The following is a 17897-nucleotide window of genomic DNA, read 5'->3' on the forward strand; positions in this document are numbered from 1 at the left end:
TCCGCAAGGACGCTGGTCAGGCCGCGAGTGATGCGAGGCACGCCGCGAATATGTCGCGCTGTTTCTTGACGGGGAAGGCTGCCAAAGCCTCAGCCCGGGTGAACCAGCGCGCTTCGGCGATTTCTTCGGCTTGCAGCGCGATTGACGCGCCGCTTGGCAGGCGCACCACGAACATCGCGGCTTCCTGACCATCGTGATCGAGCGCGCGTTTGGCCTTGTGTTCGGCGGTGTAGATAAAGCGGTTGCTGACCGGAAGCTGTTCCAAATCCTCTTCGAGCGCCAGCCCAAGTTCTTCGGCAATTTCGCGGCGCATTGCCTGATGCACAGTTTCGCCCTGCTCCACGCCGCCGCCCGCCAGCGTCCATTCGCCGTCGCGATAGCCGTGCGGGCGAACCAGCAGAAATTCGCCATTATCATTGACCACGACAGCGTGGACTTTCTGGCGCAGCCTGAGCCCGCCCGTGTTAAGAAAAGCAGCCATGGCAACCGTTTATGATAACAACGGTTAAGCCTCCGTCACCATCAGCGGTTTTTCCTGTTGCCGGGCGCGTCCGTGACGTAATACCAGCGCGCTGAGATGCTAACGCATCACGCGCTGGAATTGCTCAAGCGCCGCACGGGCTTAACCAAAGTCCGATGAGGCGGGGCTCATCGAACTTCGGTATAGGGCAAACCCATGCTTCAATTCATGCGCCACAACGCCCGCTGGCTGGCGGCGGGCTTTCTGCTTTCGATGTTTTCATCATTCGGGCAGACCTTCTTTATCGGTCTGTCGGGCGCGGCGTTTCAGGCGCGGTTCGATCTGTCTGGCGGTGAATTCGGGCTGCTCTACATGGCGGCAACTTTGGGAAGCGCGGCGATGCTGCCGTGGATCGGCCGATCGATGGATGTGATGCGCGGCGCAGTGGTTGCAGCATTCGTGATTCCAGGGCTGGCCGCTGCCTGCCTGCTGGCTGCATGGTCGCCCCATATCCTCGGCTTTATGGTCGCGCTGTTTCTGCTGCGTCTGCTGGGTCAGGGGATGATGACGCATATTGCCCAGACCGAAACCGCGCGCGGCTTTGTGGCCAATCGCGGGCGGGCGATGTCGCTGGTGGTGCCGGGGCATCAGGCGGGCGAGGCAGTTCTGCCGGCGCTGTTCGTGGTGGTGGCCGCGGCCATCGGCTGGCAAGGGGCGTGGAGCGCTGCGGCGGCTGTGCTGCTGCTGGTGGGAATGCCGGTGATTGTCGGCCTGCTGGCCCGGCCGCGTATCCCCCAACAGGCCGAAATCACTCAGGCCAATGCCGAAGGGCGGCGCAACTGGACACGCGGCGAAGTGATCCGCGATCCGGTGTTCTACCTGCTGCTGCTGGGCCTGCTCGCCCCGCCGTTCATCGGCACCTCGATCTTCTTCCATCAAGGGCATCTGATCGCGGTTCGCGGCTATGATCAATTGGCGTTTGCCGGGGCATTCCCGCTGATGGCGATAACCACGGTAGGGTTCGGGCTGGTGTGCGGCTATCTGGTTGATCGGTTCGGAGCGGTGCGCCTGCTGCCGTTTTTCCTTGGGCCGATATTCATCGCCAGCCTGGCGGCGGCATCGATCACCGCGCTGTCCGGAATCTATCTGTTCATGTTCCTGTTCGGCATCAGCTACGGGCTGACTTCGACCTTGTTCGGGGTGATCTGGCCCGAGATTTACGGAACCGCGCATCTGGGTTCGATCCGGGCGCTGATCGTATCGGGCATGGTGCTGGCCACCGCGATCGGGCCGGGACTGACGGGGGCCTTGATCGATCGGGGGATCACCCTGCCCGAACAATTGTGGTGGATGGCGTTATGGTGCGTGTTCGCCACCTTTGCGCTGGTGCTGGCCGCGCGCATGATCGCGCAGCGCAGCCCATCACCGCGCGATTGCGCATGACGCTGATCCGTTTCAACAAGCCGTTTGGCGTATTGTCGCAATTCACCGATCAGGCGGGCGATGGCGCGCGCGCGACCTTGTCCGATTTCATCGCCATGCCGGGTGTCTATCCCGCAGGTCGGCTTGACCGCGATAGCGAGGGATTGCTGCTGCTGACCGATGATGGCGCGTTGCAGGCGCGGATCGCCAATCCGCGGTTCAAACTGCCCAAAACCTATCTGGTGCAGGTTGAAGGCATTCCCGATGCCGCCGCGCTTGACCGGCTGCGCAAGGGTATCACGCTGAAAGATGGGCCGACCCGTCCGGCGCAGGCCGACCTGATCGATCCGCCCGATCTGTGGCCGCGCGATCCGCCGGTACGATTCCGCAAGAGCGTGGCGGATTGCTGGCTGCGGCTGACGATCACCGAAGGGCGCAACCGCCAGGTGCGCCGCATGACAGCGGCGGTCGGTCATCCAACCTTGCGGCTGGTGCGCTGGAGCATTGGCGAATGGACGCTGGATGATCTGCCGCAGGGCACGTGGGCACTGGTCTGATCAGGGGCGCCGCCCGAGATAGATCAGATTGAACGCCGGTTGTTCGCGATAGGGGGTGGCAAACTCCACCCGCTCCACCCGCACATCGATCAGACTCTGGCTGAGCGCGGCGACGAAATCGGCATCTTCGGCATCGGTTGACCACAGCGCGAACACGCCGCCCGGCTTCAGCTTGCCCGTGATCGCGGCGATGGCGGGGGCGCTGTAGAAACCCGCACTCGTGTCCTTGATCAGATGGGTGGTCGAATGGTCGATATCGATCAGGATCGCATCGTGCAGCTGCTGCGGCTGGGCCGGATCAAACCCCTCAGCCGCTCCGGCCAAGGCAAAGAAATCCCCCTCACGCAGGATGCAGCGCGGATCGTCGGCCACGATCTTGCCCAGCGGCAACAGGTGATCGCGGTGCCACTGGATCACCTCGGGGATCAGATCGACAACGATCAGCTTTGCCACCCGGCTATCGCGCAGCACGGCTTCGGCGGTGTAGCCCAGCCCCAGCCCGCCAACCACCACATCCAGATCATCGCCGCGCGTCATCGCCAGCGCCAGATCGGCCAGCGCAATCTCGCCATCGACGAATTGGCTCGACATCAGGTAGCCTTCGTTGAGCTTGATTTCCCAGATATCCTCGCCGTCACTGCTCAGCCGCCGTCGCCGCAGCGCCAGTTCTCCGATCGGAGTCTGCTGCCAGTCAATTTCTTCAAACATCGGGTTCATGGCCACGGGCATTAGCCTGCCCGCGTGCAGGCGGCACCCCTTTTTGTTTATCTTCGCACTTGCAGCATAGAGCCACTTGGCCTAACGCGCGGCGACATTCGCTGGACCCGGCATCTGCCGGGTGGCTCAGCCCGGCGCCTATCCCCGGGACAAACCTTTCCCCTGATCTGCATCCCGCGACGCGGCCCACCGGGTCTGCGTAACGGGCGTTGCAGAGCGTCATAACGATACAAGGTCATTCATGCCAAATTTTGATACCATCAAACGCGAGTGGTTTTCGAACCCGCGCGGCGACATCCTGGCCGGGATTGTCGTAGCGCTGGCGTTGATCCCGGAAGCGATCGGGTTTTCGATCATCGCCGGGGTTGATCCGCGCGTTGGGCTGTATGCCTCGTTCTCGATTGCGGTGATCATCTCGCTGGTCGGCGGCAGGCAGGGCATGATCTCGGCCGCGACCGCCGCCATCGCGGTGCTGGTGCTGCCACTGGTGCGCGACCACGGCGTCGATTATCTGTTCGCCGCCACCATCCTGATGGGCGTGATCCAGCTGATTGCCGGCTTCCTGCGTTTGAACGTGCTGATGCAATATGTCTCACGCTCGGTCATCACCGGGTTTGTCAATGCGCTGGCGATCCTGATCTTCATGGCGCAGCTGCCCGAATTGATCGGGGTGCCGGTGATGACCTATGCGCTGGTCGCAGGCGGGCTCGCGGTTATTTACCTGCTGCCATACCTGACCAAGGCCGTGCCATCGCCGCTGATTGCGATCGTGGTGCTGACCGCGCTGGTGTTTTACACCGGGTTCGATGTGCGCACCGTGGGCGATATGGGCGAATTGCCGTCGTCGCTGCCGGTCTGGTTGATCCCCGATGTGCCGTTCACGCTGGAAACGCTGCAGATCATCCTGCCCTACTCGCTGACGATGGCGGCGGTTGGCCTGCTGGAATCGATGATGACCGCGCAGATTGTCGATGATCTGACCGATACCCCGTCCGACAAGCAGCGCGAGATGAAGGGGCAGGGCATCGCCAACTTCTTCACCGGATTTCTGGGCGGCATGGGCGGCTGTGCGATGATCGGGCAATCGGTGATCAACGTGAAGTCCGGCGGCGAAACGCGGCTATCCACCTTTGTATCGGGCGCGTTCCTGCTGTTCCTGATCGTGGTGCTGGGGCCGCTGGTGGCGATCATCCCGATGGCCGCGTTGGTGGCGGTGATGATCATGGTGGCAATCGGCACGTTTTCGTGGCGATCAATCCGCGACATCCGGCATCATCCGTGGCAGTCGTCCATCGTGATGGTGGTCACTGTCGTCATCACCGTGTGGACACACGATCTGGCGCAAGGCGTGCTGGCGGGCGTGATCCTGTCGGGGCTGTTCTTTGCCAGCAAGGTAAAGCGCATCTTCACGGTGGAATCGCAGCTATCGGCTGACGGCCTGACCCGCCATTATCAGGTATCAGGGCAGGTGTTCTTTGCATCGTCGGACAGCTTTGTCGAAGCCTTCGATTTCAAGGAAGTGCTCGACCACGTGGTGATCGATGTGTCACAAGCCCATTTCTGGGATATCTCTGCGGTGGGAACCCTCGACAAGGCGATCCTGAAGTTCCGCCGCGAAGGCACCGTAGTCGAAGTGATCGGGCTTAACCTGGCGAGCGCGGCGATGATCGACCGCTATGCCATCCACGACAAGCCGGGCGCACAAACGCAGCCCGGAGCGCATTGAGAGGATCATGACCATGGAACACGTCCTCGCCTGTATCGACGCATCAAGCTATGCCGACAGCGTCTGCGATCTCGCCGCCTGGGCTTCCAAGCGGCTGGCCATGCCGGTTGAACTGCTGCACGTCGTTCAGCGCAGCGATGCGGTGGCCGCGCGCGGCGATCGGTCCGGGGCCATTGGCCTTGGGGTCAAGACCAGCCTGATGGAAGAACTGGTCAATCTGGAAGCCGCCGATGCGCGGCTGAAGGTGGAGCGCGGCCGCGTGCTGCTCGCCGCCGGGGAAAAACGCCTGCGCGAAGCGGGCGCCTTTGATGTGCGCACCTTGCACCGGCACGGCGGGATCGTTGAAACGATCCTTGAACGTGAAGAAGGCGCCCGCGTTGTGGTGATTGGCAAGCGCGGCGCGAGCCACGAATTTGCCACCGGCCATATTGGTTCGAAACTCGAACGCGTGGTGCGCGCCAGCACCAAGCCAGTGCTGGTCGCCTCACGCGAAGTGACCGAGCCGCGCAGCATCGTGTTTGCCTATGATGGCAGCCCGGCTGCCGAACGCGCGCTGGGCCGTTTGGTCACATCGACGCTGTTCGCCGGGATGCCGGTCAATATCGTCATGGCCGATGCCGACACCGAAACCCACCGCCGCGCATTGCAAGATGCAGCGACGCGGCTGGGGGCGGGGCGTGACGTCACGACCACGCTTGAACCCGGCAAGCCCGAAGCCGTTATCGCCAAGGTGGTCGAACAGACGCCCGGCGCGATGCTGATGATGGGTGCCTATGGCCATTCGCCAATCCGCACCCTGATCGTCGGCAGCACGACCACCACGATGATCCGCACCGTCCGCGTGCCGGTTCTGCTTGTGCGCTGACATGGCGCTCGACCTCGCCCGGCTGCGCGAAAAACTGCTCGCCCGGCGCGAAGAGCTGCTGGCTGAAGATGCCATGTCGGCAGAAGGCCGCGCGCCGGTGACGCTGGATCAGGACAGTGTCGGCAGGCTGTCGCGCATCGATGCGATGCAGATTCAGGCGATGGCGCTGGCGCAGGCGCGGCGGCGCAAGGCCGAGCGCGGCGGGATTGACGAGGCGCTGCGCCGCATGGACGAAGGCGAATACGGCTATTGCCTCAAATGCGGCGATGACATCGCGCCCGCCCGGCTGGAACACAGCCCCGCGGTGACAACCTGCATCGAGTGCGCAAGAGCAGGGTAATCACAACCCCCAGTCGATCACCCCGCGTCCGTGCTGTTCCAGAAAAGCGTTGGTCTGGCTGAACGGGCGCGAGCCGAAGAAGCCGTTATGCGCCGATAGCGGGCTGGGGTGGGCCGACGTCAGCACCAGATGCTGTGATGACCGCGCCAGCGCCGGAATGCGGCTCGCCTTCTTGCGCGCGTGGCTGCCCCACAGGATGAACACCGTCGGCGCATCGCGCTGCGCCGCCGCCGCGACGCAGGCATCGGTGATCGCATCCCACCCGCGCCCCGCATGGCTGCCCGCTTGGCCCGCCTCAACCGTCAGCGTGTTGTTGAGCAGCAGCACGCCCTGCCGCGCCCACCGCGTCAGATCGCCGGTCGCGGCGCGCGGCAGGCCAAGGTCAGCCTCCAGCTCTTTATAGATATTGACCAGCGAGGGCGGCACCCGCACCCCGTCCTGCACCGAAAACGCCAGCCCATGCGCCTGCCCCGGCCCGTGATAGGGATCTTGCCCCAGGATCACGCAGCGCACGTCATCCAGCGGGGTCAGCGCCAGCGCGGCGAGGCGGGTTCCGCGCGGCGGATAAACCTGTTTACCCGCCGCCTCTTCCGCCGTGAGCCATCCGCCCAGCCGCCGCGCCTCCGGGGTTGCCAGCACGGGTTCAAGCACGCTGCGCCAGCTATCGGGGATCGTTTCGGCTGCCATCATCCACCCCTGCTACACCCGGTATAAGCAGTCGCGCCACTCTGCCCTTCCCCTCTTTCCCCAATCGGCGTAGGGCGGCACCTATGACTGTGCATTTCCACGAAGAAGACCTCCCCCCCGGCGTGCTCCAAGGCAATAGCGCGATTGCCATCGATACCGAGACGATGGGCCTGATCACCACCCGCGACCGGCTGTGCGTGGTGCAATTGTCCGATGGTTCGGGCGATGAACATCTGGTGCGCTTCAACCCCGGCAGCAGCTATGATGCGCCCAATCTGAAAGCGCTGTTGAGCGATCCTTCGCGGGTGAAAATCTATCACTTCGGCCGGTTCGATCTGGCTGCGATCCACCACTACCTTGGCGTGATGGCCGCGCCGGTGTTCTGCACCAAGATCGCCAGCAAACTGGTGCGCACCTATACTGATCGCCACGGATTGAAGAATCTGGTCGAGGAACTGCTGGGCGAGAATATCTCGAAACAGCAGCAATCGAGCGATTGGGGCGGCCCGGTGCTTTCCGATGCGCAGCGCGATTATGCGGCGTCCGATGTGCGCTACCTCCACCGGCTGCGCGATGAATTGACCCTGCGGCTGGAACGCGAAGGGCGCACCGCGCTGGCGCAGGCGTGTTTCGATTTCCTCCCCACCCGCGCGTTGCTCGATGTGGCAGGCTGGGCGGAAACCGACATATTCAGCCACATGTAAGCGCGCGGATCGCAAACCTGACCGATGGTGACCGGCAAACCCCGCATTGAAACGACCGAGGCCCGCGAACTGCGCGGCCGGCGCCAGCATTTCGCGGCGCCCGGCGGATCGCACGACCGGATGGTGCGTTTCCTCGCCCGCGCGCTGCCGATGGCGGTGGGGGTGGTTGCGGCGCTGATGGTGATCACGCCGCTCGGCCCGCGCGGCGAAGTCAGTTTCCTGCTGGATCGCAACAAGGTCGCGCGGATCGATCAACGGCTCAGCGTCGATAATGCGATGTATCGCGGGCGTGACGATCAGGGCCGGCCATTTTCGGTAATGGCGGGCGAAGCGGTGCAGGCATCCAGCGCCGAAGGTTTGGTACGGATGCAGGATCTGGTCGCGCAATTGCTGCTGACCGAAGGGCCAGCGCGATTGAGCGCCCCGGGCGGCACCTATGACATTGAAAACGAAACCATGGCAATCGATGGCGCGGTGCGCCTTGTTGGTGCCGATGGCTATTCGATGATCGCGCGGGGGGTGTCGATCGATCTCAGGACACGCGAGATGCGCGGGGATGACGGCGTGTCGGGCACGCTCCCGGCGGGTGAGTTTTCGGCCCGGTCGATCCGTGCCGACCTCGCCACCCGCAAGATTTTGCTTGAAGGCGACGCGCGCGTTACCATGATCCCCGGCCAGTTGAGGATACCGCAATGACCCAGCCTACTTCCCGCGCGTCACTTCGTAACATCGCCCTAGCCTGGGGGATCGGCGGCTTTGCCCTGACCGCCGCGCTGGCGGGCGGCATGGCGCTGCACGCGCAAGGCATTGCCGCGCATGATTCGCGCGCGCCGGTCAGCACGCAGGCGAGCCGGATCGAATGGCTCGACCGCGAAAACCGGGTGCTGCTGAGCGGCGGTGTCACCGTTACCCAGGCCGATCTGACCATCCAGTCGAACCGGATGCTGGTCAATTACACCGATGTCGGCACGCTCGAAATGCAACGCATTACCGCGACCGGCGGGGTGATTGTCACGCGCGGCAACGAACGCGCCAGCGGCGATAATGCGATCTATGATTTTAACCGGCGGATCATCACCATGGCCGGCAATGTCCGCCTGCGCCGCGGCACCGATACGCTCAACGGCGGGCGGTTGGTGATCGATCTTGAAAGCGGCGTTTCAAGCGTGGACGGCAGCGCGGCAGGCGGCGATCGCAATGGCCGGGTGAACGGCACCTTCACCGTGCCGCAGCGGAGCGACGCGAAAAAGGAACCAGCCGCCCCCGCCGATCAATAGGCATTATCGTGCCGCAGCACCATCATGGTGCGCATCACGATGCCGATATCACGCAGAAGCGACCAGCCCGCAATATATTCCAGATCGGATTGCAGCCGGTCGGTAAGGTCTTTCTCGACCTCGGTTGCGCCACGATGGCCGCGCACCTGTGCCAGCCCCGTCAGACCCGGTTTCAATGAATGGCGCTGCCAGTATGCGGCGTCGACCTCCCAGAAATATTTGTCGTTCGCACGGCTGCCGATTGCGTGCGGACGCGGGCCGACGATCGCCATATCGCCGCGCAGCACATTGATCAGCTGCGGCAGTTCATCAATGCTGGTGCGCCGCATGAAGGCGCCGATCCGGGTGATCCGCTCATCATCGCGCGCGGTTGACCGATCACCATAGGGATCGCGCCGTTCTTCGCGCATCGACCGGAACTTGAGCATATCGAAAAACTGGTTGCCGCGCCCCAGCCGCCGCTGAATGAACAGCACCGGGCCGCCATCTTCCAGCTTGATCAGCACCGCGACCACGATCATCAGCGGCGCCAGCGCGATCAGCCCTGCCAATGCTGCAACCACATCAAACCCGCGTTTAAGGATGCGGTTGCGCAGTCCCAGCGGACCGGTCGACACCACCAGCGTGGTGCGATCCAGCGCGTCGTAATGATGCACGCCGATCGCGCCGAGCGCATGGGCGGGTTCGCTCACGATCTCGCCATGAACCCCCGCCGATTTGAGCACCAATGCCCAGGCACCGCGCCGTTCACGCGGGCAGCTGACCACCACCTTGTCCTGATTGCGCAGCAATTTGCCCAGCCGGTCGAGCATGAAGGGATCATGGCTGGCGGGATCCAGATCATAATCAGCCGCCGCGATCGTGACCGCATCATTCATCGCGAAGCCCGATCCGCCGTCATCGATCACCAACTGGTTGATGATCCGTCCGCCCCAGAGATGCGCGATTCCGACCGCCACCAATCGCCGGAACCCCACCAGCAGGATCGCGGTGAACACCAAACCCAGCGTCACCGCGGCGCGCGAAAAATCCTCATTGGTCTTGGTATAAAAGCCGAGGAAATTGATAAGCGCCGCCGCAATTGTCAGCGCGATCAACACTTTGCGCGCAGCAAACAGCCAATCGGACAGCGCCCTGACGCCATAAGTTCCGCTATAGAGCGCGATGGTGAAAAACACCGGCAACATCGCTTGCGCCGCCAACATCGCGCGCGGTTCCCACCAGCGCCCTTCCCACAGCAGGGCAGCGAGCGCGAAGCTGAGATTGAGCAGCGCGCCATCCGCCACGAGCATCAGGATATAGGCGCGCAGCCGCCGCCGCTCCAGCGATGGCGGAATCTTGTTTTCACCAATATCATTCCGCACTGATCTGATCAGTTGCGGCGTGACCTGATTCATCAGGATGGCTTCCAATCGGCACGAACCCTAGGGAAATTACTTAGGGGCAATTACAGGGGATTGGAAAGGTCTGAGCAACAGCGACGTGCAATTCGTCACAACTAATTATCGTTTCGCGGCAAATCGGGCGATTTCGGTCAGTTCCTGCGCCAGCAGCAGCTCCGCCGCCTGACTATTGGCAAGCAGCGTGCGGTGCAATCCGATCAGTCGCGGGATCAGCCGGTCGAGCCGGGTTTCGCGCCCGCCGCGTGCGGCCGGCTGGGTCCAGCGTTCAAATTGCTGGATGATCGCGCGCTCTTCACGAAAGAAGATGCCGAGCTGCATTTTCTCGCCTGGCCCGAGCGACGGGATCTTGCCATTGGTGCCGATCTTCGCCGCGATCTGCGCCAATTGCGCAGCGCGCCTTTCGAGCGCGAGCGCGACGCCGACCGGGTTCAGCCCCAGCTCGCGCATCCGCCGCACCTCCCCGCCGATCCGGCCCACCTCTCCGCCCAGCACCGCGTTGACCAGCGGGGCAAAGCCGTCCTCCTCGGTCGCCGCGCCAATCGCGGCGTGATCTTCAAGGCTGGCGGGCTTGGGAGCCTGCGGATCGGCATCGCAATAGAGCGCCAACTTGGTGACTTCGGACTGTGCCAGCCGCACATCAAGCCCGGCCCCGCGCGCGATCCGTTCGGCCAGATCGCCGCCCAGCCGCAGGCCCGCCGCGTCCGCCATCCCCCGCACCGCGCCTGCGACCGACCCGAGATCGGGCGGGTGGAACATCGCCACCATCGCATCTTTGCGCTTTTCAAGCAGCTTGGCGGTGCGCGATTTGTCGGTCGCCGATGTCGCGATCACCAGCACCGGAGCCGCCGCGCCCGCGCCTGCATCGGCGGTTTCGATCAGGATTTGCAGCGCATCATGCGCTTCGTCTCCGCTGGCGCGCACCCAGATATGGCGCTGCCCGCCGAACAGCGAGGTGGAGCGCGCCTCGTCCCCCAGCAGCGCGGGATCGCGTTTGAGATCGGCTCCGGTCAGTTCCACCCGGTCGCCCGCGTCGGGTAGCGCGGCGGCGATGCGATTGGCAGCCGCGCTCGCCCCGGCTTCATCGGGGCCGCAGAAGAAGAACATCCGCGCCGCCTGCGTGCCGGGCGGCAGGCCGCGAGCGAAATCGCTGTTCTTGGCCTTCACTGGCTCACTGCGGCGCGATTGCGCAGCGTCAGCGCAACCTGCGTCACGATCCGGTCAGCCACATCGACGGCAAGGTTTTCAAGCGCTTTCTGTTCGGCAGCGATGGTAGCATATTCAGAACTCACCACGTCGATCCCGGCATCCGATTCGGCGGTCGCATCCAGCAGCACCGTGTCCGTAGCCAGATCGATCAGCTGATAGCGCGCGCGCAAGATCCGGCGTTCGCGGCTGATCGTATCATCGTTGAGCACGCCCAATGCCTCAAGCGCATCATCAAGCCGCACGTCAAGGCGGTAGGCAGGCGTGGTGTGCCCAGCCGCGCCCAGCCGCGCTTCAAGCGCGTTCTTGACCAGCCACCCGTCGCGTCCGTCAATCGCGGGCACATCAACCGCAGCGATCCCTTGCGCCACCGCCGAAGTCCCGCCGCCCGCATACATCGGCGACAGGCCGCAGGCGGACACGGCAAGGGCGGCACAAAGGGCGAGAGCAACGCGCATCAGGTAACGATATTGACCAAACGATCGGGCACCACAATCACTTTGCGCACCGCCGCGCCATCAATCGAGCGTTGCAGATTGGCCGAGGCCAGCGCCAGCGCCTCCAGCGTGTCCTTCGACGCTCCCTTGGGCGCGGTGATGGTATCGCGCAGCTTGCCCATGTGTTGCAGCGCGATGGTGACTTCATCATCGACCAGCAGTGCGGGATCGACTGCGGGCCACGGCGCATCGGCGATGAGTTCTGAATACTCGTCTCTCATGGTTGAAATAAATTTCGACTTTTCAGTAGGATAAATAAATTTTGCCCAGACTTCCTCGGCCAGATGCGGCATCATCGGCGCGACCATGTGCACCAGCGCGCGGATCGCGGCGGAGCGGCTGGCCGAGGGTGCGGATTTTTCAGCCGCGCCGGTCAACTCGTAAATCCGCGCGACAGCCTTGTTGAAGCCCAGCGCCTCGATATCGGCGGCAACCGCAGCGATGGTCTGGTGGGCCTTGCGGTCGAGGCTCTTGTCTTCGCCCGTCGCGCCCGCGTCATAGGCGTTGAACAGCCGCCACAGCCGTTGCACGAAGCGCGCACAGCCCTCGATCCCCGCATCGGACCACGGGAGATCGCGTTCCGGCGGCGAATCCGACAGCATGAACCACCGCACCGCATCCGCCCCGTGGCGGGCGATGATCGCATCGGGATCGACGACGTTCTTCTTCGACTTCGACATCTTGATGACGCGGCCGATGTCGACTTCTTCACCACTGAATTTAATGAAAGCCTTGTTGCCTTCTCGACGAATTTGATCGGGGCTGAAGTAAACAACACGTTCTCGAGCAGGCTCCCCAGTCGAAACATCAATCCATTGATCGCCAACTTTTTTGAACTCGAGTGGCTCAGAATCTTGGTATTGACCGGGGACGAACGGACGGACACGAGAAATTTCGATGGCGCTATAAGTCTCATGCGTCACCATGCCTTGCGTAAACAGCGCCGCGAAAGGCTCCTTCACCGCGATCTGCCCCATGTGTGCGAGCGCCCGCGTCCAGAACCGGGCGTAGAGCAGGTGCAAAATCGCGTGTTCGATCCCGCCGATATAGTGCTGCACCGGCATCCATTTGGCGACCTCTTCCGGGTCGAACGGACGGTCGGCAGGCTGGCTGGCAAAGCGCAGGAAATACCACGAGGAATCCACAAAGGTATCGAGCGTATCGGTCTCACGCAGCGCGGCGCACCCGCACTTGGGGCAGTCCACGTGCTTCCACGTCGGGTGGCGCTCCAACGGGTTGCCGGGGATATCAAAGCTGACATCATCGGGCAGCGTCACCGGCAGCTGATCCTTGGGCACCGGCACCACGCCGCACGCCTCACAATGGATGAACGGGATCGGCGTACCCCAGTACCGCTGGCGCGAAACACCCCAATCGCGCAGCCGCCACACGGTGCGCCCGGTGCCCCAGCCTTCGCCCTCGGCGCGGGTAATCACCGCCTGAATGGCATCGTCAACGCTCATGCCATTGAGGAAACCGGAATTGACGATCACCCCGTCGCCGGCTTCCGCCTCACCCTTGAACGGGTCGTCCGCGCGTGCCGGGTCGTTCGCCACCACGCGGGTAATTGGCAGGGCGTATTTGGTCGCAAAATCGAAATCGCGCTGGTCATGCCCCGGCACGCCCATGATCGCGCCGGTGCCGTAATCCATCAGCACGAAATTGGCGATATAGACCGGCAGGTCTGCCCCGGTGAGCGGGTGGCGCGCGGAAATTTCAGTGTCAAAGCCGAGCTTTTCCGCCGTTTCCAGTTCCGCCGCCGTGGTGCCGCCCTTTTTGCAGCGGGCAATGAAGCTGGCGACGTCGCAATTGTTCATCGCCAGCGCCTGTGCCACTGGATGATCGGCGGCCACCGCGACAAAACTCGCGCCGAAAATCGTATCGGGGCGGGTGGTGTAAACCGGGATGCGATCCCCGTTTGACAGGTCGAAACTGAACTCCAGCCCCTGTGACTTGCCGATCCAGTTTTCCTGCATCAGCCGCACTTTTTCGGGCCAATCCTCAAGGCTTTCCAGCCCGGCGAGCAAGTCCTCGGCAAAATCGGTGATCTTCAGGAACCACTGGTTGAGCTTGCGCTTTTCCACCTCGGCACCCGAACGCCAGCCCTTGCCGTCGATCACCTGTTCGTTGGCGAGCACGGTCATGTCGACCGGATCCCAGTTGACCGTGCTTTCCTTGCGATACACGAGGCCCGCTTCGTACAGATCAGCAAACAGCGCCTGTTCGTGGCCGTAATATTCGGGATCGCAGGTGGCAATCTCGCGCGACCAGTCGAGCGCGAAGCCGATGCGCTGCAACTGTGCCTTCATCTGCGCGATGTTCTGGCGCGTCCAGCCGCCGGGGTGCACGCCCTTTTCCATCGCCGCGTTTTCGGCCGGCATCCCGAAAGCGTCCCACCCCATCGGGTGCAACACTTCAAACCCGCGCATCCGCTGATAGCGCGCCAGCACGTCGCCCATGGTGTAATTGCGCACATGGCCCATGTGGATGCGCCCCGAAGGATAGGGGAACATTTCAAGGATGTAGCTTTTGGGCTTTGTGCTGTCCGAATCGGCGGTGAATGTCCCCGCCGCATCCCAGGCGCGCTGCCAGCGTCCGTCTGCGGTGGACGGATCGAACCGCCCCCGACCGTCAATGACGGACGGATCAATACGAATGTCGGTCATACGCAGTGGCCTTGGGCGAAAGGTCTCAGGAGGAAGCGAGCGCCTGTCGGCGCAAATCGCGGGCTTTGGTCAGGATGATGTCTTCCAGCTTCTGCACGGTAGCGGCCTGCACCGGGGCTTCCACCCAGTTTCCGCCGTCGGACACCTGCCGGATAGCGGCCACCCGCAGCGCATCAGCGCGCAGATCCTGATCGAGGATCGTCACCGTCATCTTGACCCGTTCATTGGGATTGGCCGGGTTGGCGTACCAATCGGTCACAATCACCCCGCCCGCGCTGTCCGCCTGCAGCAGCGGCGCAAAGCTGACCGTTTCGAGCGCGGCGCGCCACAAATAGGCGTTGACCCCGATGGTGTTGATCTGCGCGGCCTGCAATTCGGTGCGCGGGCGATCGCTGCCGCCGCACGCGGCCAGCGCAAACAGCGTCCCGCCAATCAGCGCGGCGCGAAGGGTGCGGCGCAGGGCCGGGCGGAAAAGGGCGGAGTTGGCACGTGTCACAGCCGAATAATCCTCATCATCTGTCGTGGTGACGCTCTATAACCCTCAACGCCTGCGCGGCAAGCATCATCCGCCGCAGACCGGCTGACAAAGGCGCCCGGCGGCTTTACCCGCGCTGAACCTGCGCGCCGCATTGCCTGCTGTGTGTATCGCGCCACAGTGTTCAGGGGAATCCGCCCGCGCACGGTAAGACCATTGCAACATTGCAATGTCAGACTATCACATCATAACGGTCCCAATGCGACTCAGCTTCGGTTAATGTCGCATATGGTCTGGTGAAAGCCGGTTGGGGTTACACGGGGGTTCAGGCAAAATTATGAAGGCACGGCCAGACAGGACAGCAAAGGCGCGGCATTCGCTGCCGCTGGTTGTGCTGTGCGGCGTGCTGGCATTGGGCTTGCCGAGCGCCGGGCTGGCGCTGGCCGGTTCGGGTGCGGAAGCCCGCGCTGCATCTTTGGCGGCGATGGGCCTTGATGTGTTCACCCCGGCATCGGTCGATCCTGCACTTGCCGCCCGCGTCGCTGAAAAAGCCCGGGCGCGCGGCATCCGCTTCACTCCCGCCAGCGCCACCCCGATCTCGGGCGAGCGCACGGTGACAGTCGCGGTGCGGGTGGATGATGAAAACGCGCAGGCGATTTCGGTGCGCAAGGCGATTAATGCAGCCCCCGGCCGCGGGATCGGGCTGACCGCGCTTGATACCAGCCGGTTCCAACTGGGATCGGCGCGCGGTTACAAAAGCTTTGCCCGCACGGTCGATCTGAGCGCGAATGTCAACAGCATGAGCCTGCCCGATCTGGCGCAGTTCGAACCATCACGCCCCAAAGCGGATGAGAAGCCCAGCCGCCTGCAGCCGCGGATCGAACTGGAAGACCGCCCAATCGTGGGCCGATCACCCAACACACTCGATTCGATTGGCACGCAGACCGTGGATGTGGGTGGCAGCTTCAGCCTCTCGCCCAACCTCAACGTGACCGCTGGCGTGCGCTATTCGCAGCAACGCGAACGGCTCGATCCGCTGACCAATTCGGTGCAGGATAGCCAAGCGGTCTACGTCGGCACCCAGATCAAGTTCTGATCGGCTGCAAATTGCTGGTCAGCGCGGCTGACTGGTTCAGATCCTTTGCCAGACCCGCGCTTGCTGCGGCTAGGTGCCAGTTAGACCCCTGTTTGACCCCTGCTTGACGGGGCCTTGCCCCCCTCTTGCACGCCGTTTGACCCCGGTTTTCGCGCATAGCTATTCCCCGCTTCCCCTTACGCTACGGCAACGCTAGATTGCTTGTCATAAGACTTGCAAACAAGGGAGAATGCCATGGGCCGGGTTGCCATCGTTACCGGAGGAACGCGCGGAATCGGGGCGGCGATCTGCAAACGCCTCCAACGCCAGGGCCATACGGTCATCGCCAATTACGCCGGGAATGAGGAAAAGGCGCGAGCCTTCACAGCGGAAACCGGCATCCCTGCCTACAAGTGGGACGTGGGCGATCACGAAGCGGCGATGGCGGGCTGCGCCCAAGTCGCCGCCGATCATGGCCCGGTCGATATCGTCGTCAACAACGCCGGGATCACCCGCGACGGCACGCTTCACAGGATGAGCTTTGACGACTGGAACGATGTCATGCGCATCAACCTCGGCGGGTGCTTCAACATGGCCAAGGCAACCTTCCCCGGAATGCGCGAAAGGGGCTGGGGGCGGATCGTCAACATCGGCTCGATCAACGGGCAGGCGGGGCAATACGGGCAGGTCAATTACGCTGCGGCGAAAAGCGGAATTCATGGCTTTACCAAAGCCTTGGCGCAGGAAGGCGCGAAGTTCGGGGTGACTGTCAACGCGATTGCGCCAGGCTATATCGACACCGACATGGTCGCCGCTGTGCCGCCTGCGGTGCTCGAAAAAATCGTGGCGAAAATCCCGGTCGGCCGCCTCGGCATGGCCGAAGAAATCGCCCGCGGCGTGGCGTTTCTGACGAGCGAAAACGGCGGCTTCACGACCGGCTCGACCATGAGCATCAACGGCGGCCAGCATATGTATTGAGGTGGGCGGCGGGTTTGCCGTCGGCTCCCGCCATCACCTCAATCAAACACAACGCCCGCCACCTTCCACGCGCCATCCTCCCACGCCAACGACAGGCTCTCGGTCTGCGCGGTGCCATTGGCGTAGATCGAGCGGAACTTGACCAGCCGGTAGCCTTCGGGCGGAGCGGGGACGTATTCGTTGGCGATCAGATCGCGGGTCAACAGCTTGCCGAGCGGCGGGCGCACGCGCTCGGACACTTCGCTCCAAACCGCAAGCGTGTTGAGGCGGCGGAACTGCGCGCTGGTGGCGGCGTAGCTTTCAGCCCAGCGCGATTCGTCGACCAGCATCAGGAAATCCTCGGCGGCACGCGCGGCGACGCTGGCCGAAGGTTCGGCGGCGACTGGCACCACAGGGGCAGGGGCAAGCAACGACAGCGGTGAGGCAGGCAGGAACAGGGCGGCGAGAATCAGCGACATGGCAAGCACTCCGATCGAGGTAAGGGCGAGGCCGAGCCTCACCCACCGCCGGGTAGCGGATGCCGTTACTGGTGCATCGGGAGGGGTCGCCAAAGCATCCCTCAAAGGCTTGTCCCCCAGCAATTCGGGGGTCTCGTCCTCCTCCGCCAGCAAGCGCCGCGCCGCTTCCCGGCTGCTGGTTACACCCAGCTTGCGCCGCGCATCGCGTAGCCGTTCGTTGACCGTGTGCACCGACAACCCCAATTCTCGCGCCGAGGATTTGGCATCATGCCCGCGCAGGATCAGCCGCAGGGTCTGGCGTTCCTTGTCGGTCAGGGTGTCGAGGGCGGTGGTCATGCGGAGAGGTTTAGGGAGAGGGGCAAAGGCGGGCCACCCCGAATTTTTTGG

General features: G+C 63.3%; 19 protein-coding genes and 1 other annotated feature. Of the genes, 10 read left to right on the forward strand and 9 right to left on the reverse strand.

The window, feature by feature from the left end; translation table 11 throughout:
• Positions 1-16 precede the first annotated feature (16 nt).
• A complete protein-coding gene (locus tag ACSSV3_RS00615) occupies positions 17-481 on the reverse strand; it encodes an NUDIX hydrolase (protein ID WP_354325115.1) in 465 nt (154 codons plus the stop codon).
• Between the two features lie 195 nt (positions 482-676).
• Between ACSSV3_RS00615 and ACSSV3_RS00620 the strand changes: the two genes are divergently transcribed.
• Together ACSSV3_RS00620 and ACSSV3_RS00625 are read left to right on the forward strand one after the other, a co-directional pair.
• Positions 677-1903, forward strand: a complete 1227-nt coding sequence (locus ACSSV3_RS00620; protein WP_354325113.1) for an MFS transporter — start codon at positions 677-679, stop codon at positions 1901-1903.
• The gene (locus ACSSV3_RS00625; RefSeq protein ID WP_354325111.1) at positions 1900-2439 is read left to right on the forward strand and encodes a pseudouridine synthase; all 540 of its coding nucleotides are present in this window, start codon (positions 1900-1902) and stop codon (positions 2437-2439) included. The genes ACSSV3_RS00620 and ACSSV3_RS00625 overlap by 4 nt, the downstream gene beginning before the upstream one ends.
• Here the strand turns inward: ACSSV3_RS00625 and ACSSV3_RS00630 are convergent, their stop codons facing one another.
• Positions 2440-3147 (reverse strand): polyamine aminopropyltransferase, encoded by a 708-nt coding sequence (locus tag ACSSV3_RS00630; RefSeq protein WP_354325109.1) that lies wholly within the window; start codon positions 3145-3147, stop codon positions 2440-2442.
• A gap of 109 nt (positions 3148-3256) precedes the next feature.
• Positions 3257-3311 (forward strand) — a sequence feature (sul1 is cis-regulatory element that is thought to sense ions involved in sulfur or methionine metabolism; They are found in Alphaproteobacteria).
• Positions 3312-3397: 86 nt separating this feature from the next.
• Here ACSSV3_RS00630 and ACSSV3_RS00635 point away from each other — a divergent pair.
• From ACSSV3_RS00635 to ACSSV3_RS00645, 3 genes are read left to right on the forward strand one after another with little or no spacing between them, the layout of a single operon-like run.
• On the forward strand, positions 3398-4882 hold the full coding sequence (locus ACSSV3_RS00635; RefSeq protein ID WP_354325108.1) for a SulP family inorganic anion transporter: 1485 nt from the start codon (positions 3398-3400) through the stop codon (positions 4880-4882).
• 13 nt (positions 4883-4895) lie between these two features.
• Positions 4896-5747, forward strand: a complete 852-nt coding sequence (locus ACSSV3_RS00640) for a universal stress protein (protein ID WP_354325107.1) — start codon at positions 4896-4898, stop codon at positions 5745-5747.
• 1 nt (position 5748) lies between these two features.
• Positions 5749-6087 (forward strand): TraR/DksA family transcriptional regulator, encoded by a 339-nt coding sequence (locus tag ACSSV3_RS00645; protein WP_354325105.1) that lies wholly within the window; start codon positions 5749-5751, stop codon positions 6085-6087.
• On the opposite strand, the gene ung is transcribed toward ACSSV3_RS00645, so the two are convergent.
• Positions 6088-6774: a uracil-DNA glycosylase gene (gene ung, locus ACSSV3_RS00650; RefSeq protein WP_354325306.1), complete on the reverse strand. Its 687-nt coding sequence runs from the start codon at positions 6772-6774 to the stop codon at positions 6088-6090. It lies immediately after the preceding gene.
• Between the two features lie 83 nt (positions 6775-6857).
• On the opposite strand from ung, the gene ACSSV3_RS00655 reads away from it, so the two are divergent.
• The 3 genes from ACSSV3_RS00655 to ACSSV3_RS00665 are packed head-to-tail and all read left to right on the forward strand — an operon-like array spanning position 6858 to position 8755.
• Positions 6858-7478, forward strand: a complete 621-nt coding sequence (locus ACSSV3_RS00655; protein WP_354325104.1) for a ribonuclease D — start codon at positions 6858-6860, stop codon at positions 7476-7478.
• Positions 7479-7502: 24 nt separating this feature from the next.
• Positions 7503-8174, forward strand: coding sequence for an LPS export ABC transporter periplasmic protein LptC (lptC, locus tag ACSSV3_RS00660; RefSeq protein ID WP_354325102.1), 672 nt, complete (start codon positions 7503-7505; stop codon positions 8172-8174).
• Positions 8171-8755: an LptA/OstA family protein gene (locus ACSSV3_RS00665; protein ID WP_354325100.1), complete on the forward strand. Its 585-nt coding sequence runs from the start codon at positions 8171-8173 to the stop codon at positions 8753-8755. Before lptC ends, ACSSV3_RS00665 begins: the two co-directional genes overlap by 4 nt.
• On the opposite strand, the gene ACSSV3_RS00670 is transcribed toward ACSSV3_RS00665, so the two are convergent.
• From ACSSV3_RS00670 to ACSSV3_RS00690, 5 genes are all read right to left on the reverse strand, one after another.
• Positions 8749-10152: a sugar transferase gene (locus ACSSV3_RS00670; protein ID WP_354325098.1), complete on the reverse strand. Its 1404-nt coding sequence runs from the start codon at positions 10150-10152 to the stop codon at positions 8749-8751. The two genes, ACSSV3_RS00665 and ACSSV3_RS00670, sit on opposite strands and share 7 nt — an antisense overlap.
• Before the next feature lie 105 nt (positions 10153-10257).
• On the reverse strand, positions 10258-11322 hold the full coding sequence (locus ACSSV3_RS00675) for a DNA polymerase III subunit delta (RefSeq protein WP_454184728.1): 1065 nt from the start codon (positions 11320-11322) through the stop codon (positions 10258-10260).
• Positions 11319-11819, reverse strand: coding sequence for an LPS assembly lipoprotein LptE (gene lptE, locus ACSSV3_RS00680; protein ID WP_354325097.1), 501 nt, complete (start codon positions 11817-11819; stop codon positions 11319-11321). The genes ACSSV3_RS00675 and lptE overlap by 4 nt, the downstream gene beginning before the upstream one ends.
• Positions 11819-14524, reverse strand: coding sequence for a leucine--tRNA ligase (gene leuS, locus ACSSV3_RS00685; protein ID WP_354325095.1), 2706 nt, complete (start codon positions 14522-14524; stop codon positions 11819-11821). Before leuS ends, lptE begins: the two co-directional genes overlap by 1 nt.
• A 25-nt stretch (positions 14525-14549) precedes the next feature.
• The gene (locus ACSSV3_RS00690; protein ID WP_354325302.1) at positions 14550-14984 is read right to left on the reverse strand and encodes a DUF3576 domain-containing protein; all 435 of its coding nucleotides are present in this window, start codon (positions 14982-14984) and stop codon (positions 14550-14552) included.
• A gap of 352 nt (positions 14985-15336) precedes the next feature.
• Between ACSSV3_RS00690 and ACSSV3_RS00695 the strand changes: the two genes are divergently transcribed.
• A complete protein-coding gene (locus tag ACSSV3_RS00695) occupies positions 15337-16095 on the forward strand; it encodes a hypothetical protein (RefSeq protein ID WP_354325093.1) in 759 nt (252 codons plus the stop codon).
• 234 nt (positions 16096-16329) lie between these two features.
• Positions 16330-17052 carry an acetoacetyl-CoA reductase gene (gene phbB, locus ACSSV3_RS00700; protein WP_354325091.1) on the forward strand — a complete coding sequence of 241 codons (723 nt, stop codon included), beginning with the start codon at positions 16330-16332 and terminating at the stop codon, positions 17050-17052.
• 38 nt (positions 17053-17090) lie between these two features.
• On the opposite strand, the gene ACSSV3_RS00705 is transcribed toward phbB, so the two are convergent.
• Positions 17091-17846 carry a helix-turn-helix domain-containing protein gene (locus ACSSV3_RS00705; protein WP_354325089.1) on the reverse strand — a complete coding sequence of 252 codons (756 nt, stop codon included), beginning with the start codon at positions 17844-17846 and terminating at the stop codon, positions 17091-17093.
• Positions 17847-17897 lie beyond the last annotated feature (51 nt).

It is taken from the genome of Porphyrobacter sp. MBR-49 (assembly GCF_053628655.1).

Bases quoted from the DNA above. Each gene is read 5' to 3' on its own strand.
- lptE (WP_354325097.1), bottom strand. From the start codon at position 11,819: ATGCGCGTTGCTCTCGCCCTTTGTGCCGCCCTTGCCGTGTCCGCCTGC.
- ACSSV3_RS00630 (WP_354325109.1), bottom strand. From the start codon at position 3,147: ATGTTTGAAGAAATTGACTGGCAGCAGACTCCGATCGGAGAACTGGCG.
- ACSSV3_RS00695 (WP_354325093.1), top strand. From the start codon at position 15,337: ATGAAGGCACGGCCAGACAGGACAGCAAAGGCGCGGCATTCGCTGCCG.
- ACSSV3_RS00635 (WP_354325108.1), top strand. From the start codon at position 3,398: ATGCCAAATTTTGATACCATCAAACGCGAGTGGTTTTCGAACCCGCGC.
- ACSSV3_RS00705 (WP_354325089.1), bottom strand. From the start codon at position 17,846: ATGACCACCGCCCTCGACACCCTGACCGACAAGGAACGCCAGACCCTG.
- ACSSV3_RS00615 (WP_354325115.1), bottom strand. From the start codon at position 481: ATGGCTGCTTTTCTTAACACGGGCGGGCTCAGGCTGCGCCAGAAAGTC.
- ACSSV3_RS00625 (WP_354325111.1), top strand. From the start codon at position 1,900: ATGACGCTGATCCGTTTCAACAAGCCGTTTGGCGTATTGTCGCAATTC.
- lptC (WP_354325102.1), top strand. From the start codon at position 7,503: ATGGTGACCGGCAAACCCCGCATTGAAACGACCGAGGCCCGCGAACTG.
- ACSSV3_RS00620 (WP_354325113.1), top strand. From the start codon at position 677: ATGCTTCAATTCATGCGCCACAACGCCCGCTGGCTGGCGGCGGGCTTT.
- phbB (WP_354325091.1), top strand. From the start codon at position 16,330: ATGGGCCGGGTTGCCATCGTTACCGGAGGAACGCGCGGAATCGGGGCG.
- ACSSV3_RS00645 (WP_354325105.1), top strand. From the start codon at position 5,749: ATGGCGCTCGACCTCGCCCGGCTGCGCGAAAAACTGCTCGCCCGGCGC.
- ung (WP_354325306.1), bottom strand. From the start codon at position 6,774: ATGGCAGCCGAAACGATCCCCGATAGCTGGCGCAGCGTGCTTGAACCC.
- ACSSV3_RS00670 (WP_354325098.1), bottom strand. From the start codon at position 10,152: ATGAATCAGGTCACGCCGCAACTGATCAGATCAGTGCGGAATGATATT.
- ACSSV3_RS00665 (WP_354325100.1), top strand. From the start codon at position 8,171: ATGACCCAGCCTACTTCCCGCGCGTCACTTCGTAACATCGCCCTAGCC.
- ACSSV3_RS00655 (WP_354325104.1), top strand. From the start codon at position 6,858: ATGACTGTGCATTTCCACGAAGAAGACCTCCCCCCCGGCGTGCTCCAA.
- leuS (WP_354325095.1), bottom strand. From the start codon at position 14,524: ATGACCGACATTCGTATTGATCCGTCCGTCATTGACGGTCGGGGGCGG.
- ACSSV3_RS00640 (WP_354325107.1), top strand. From the start codon at position 4,896: ATGGAACACGTCCTCGCCTGTATCGACGCATCAAGCTATGCCGACAGC.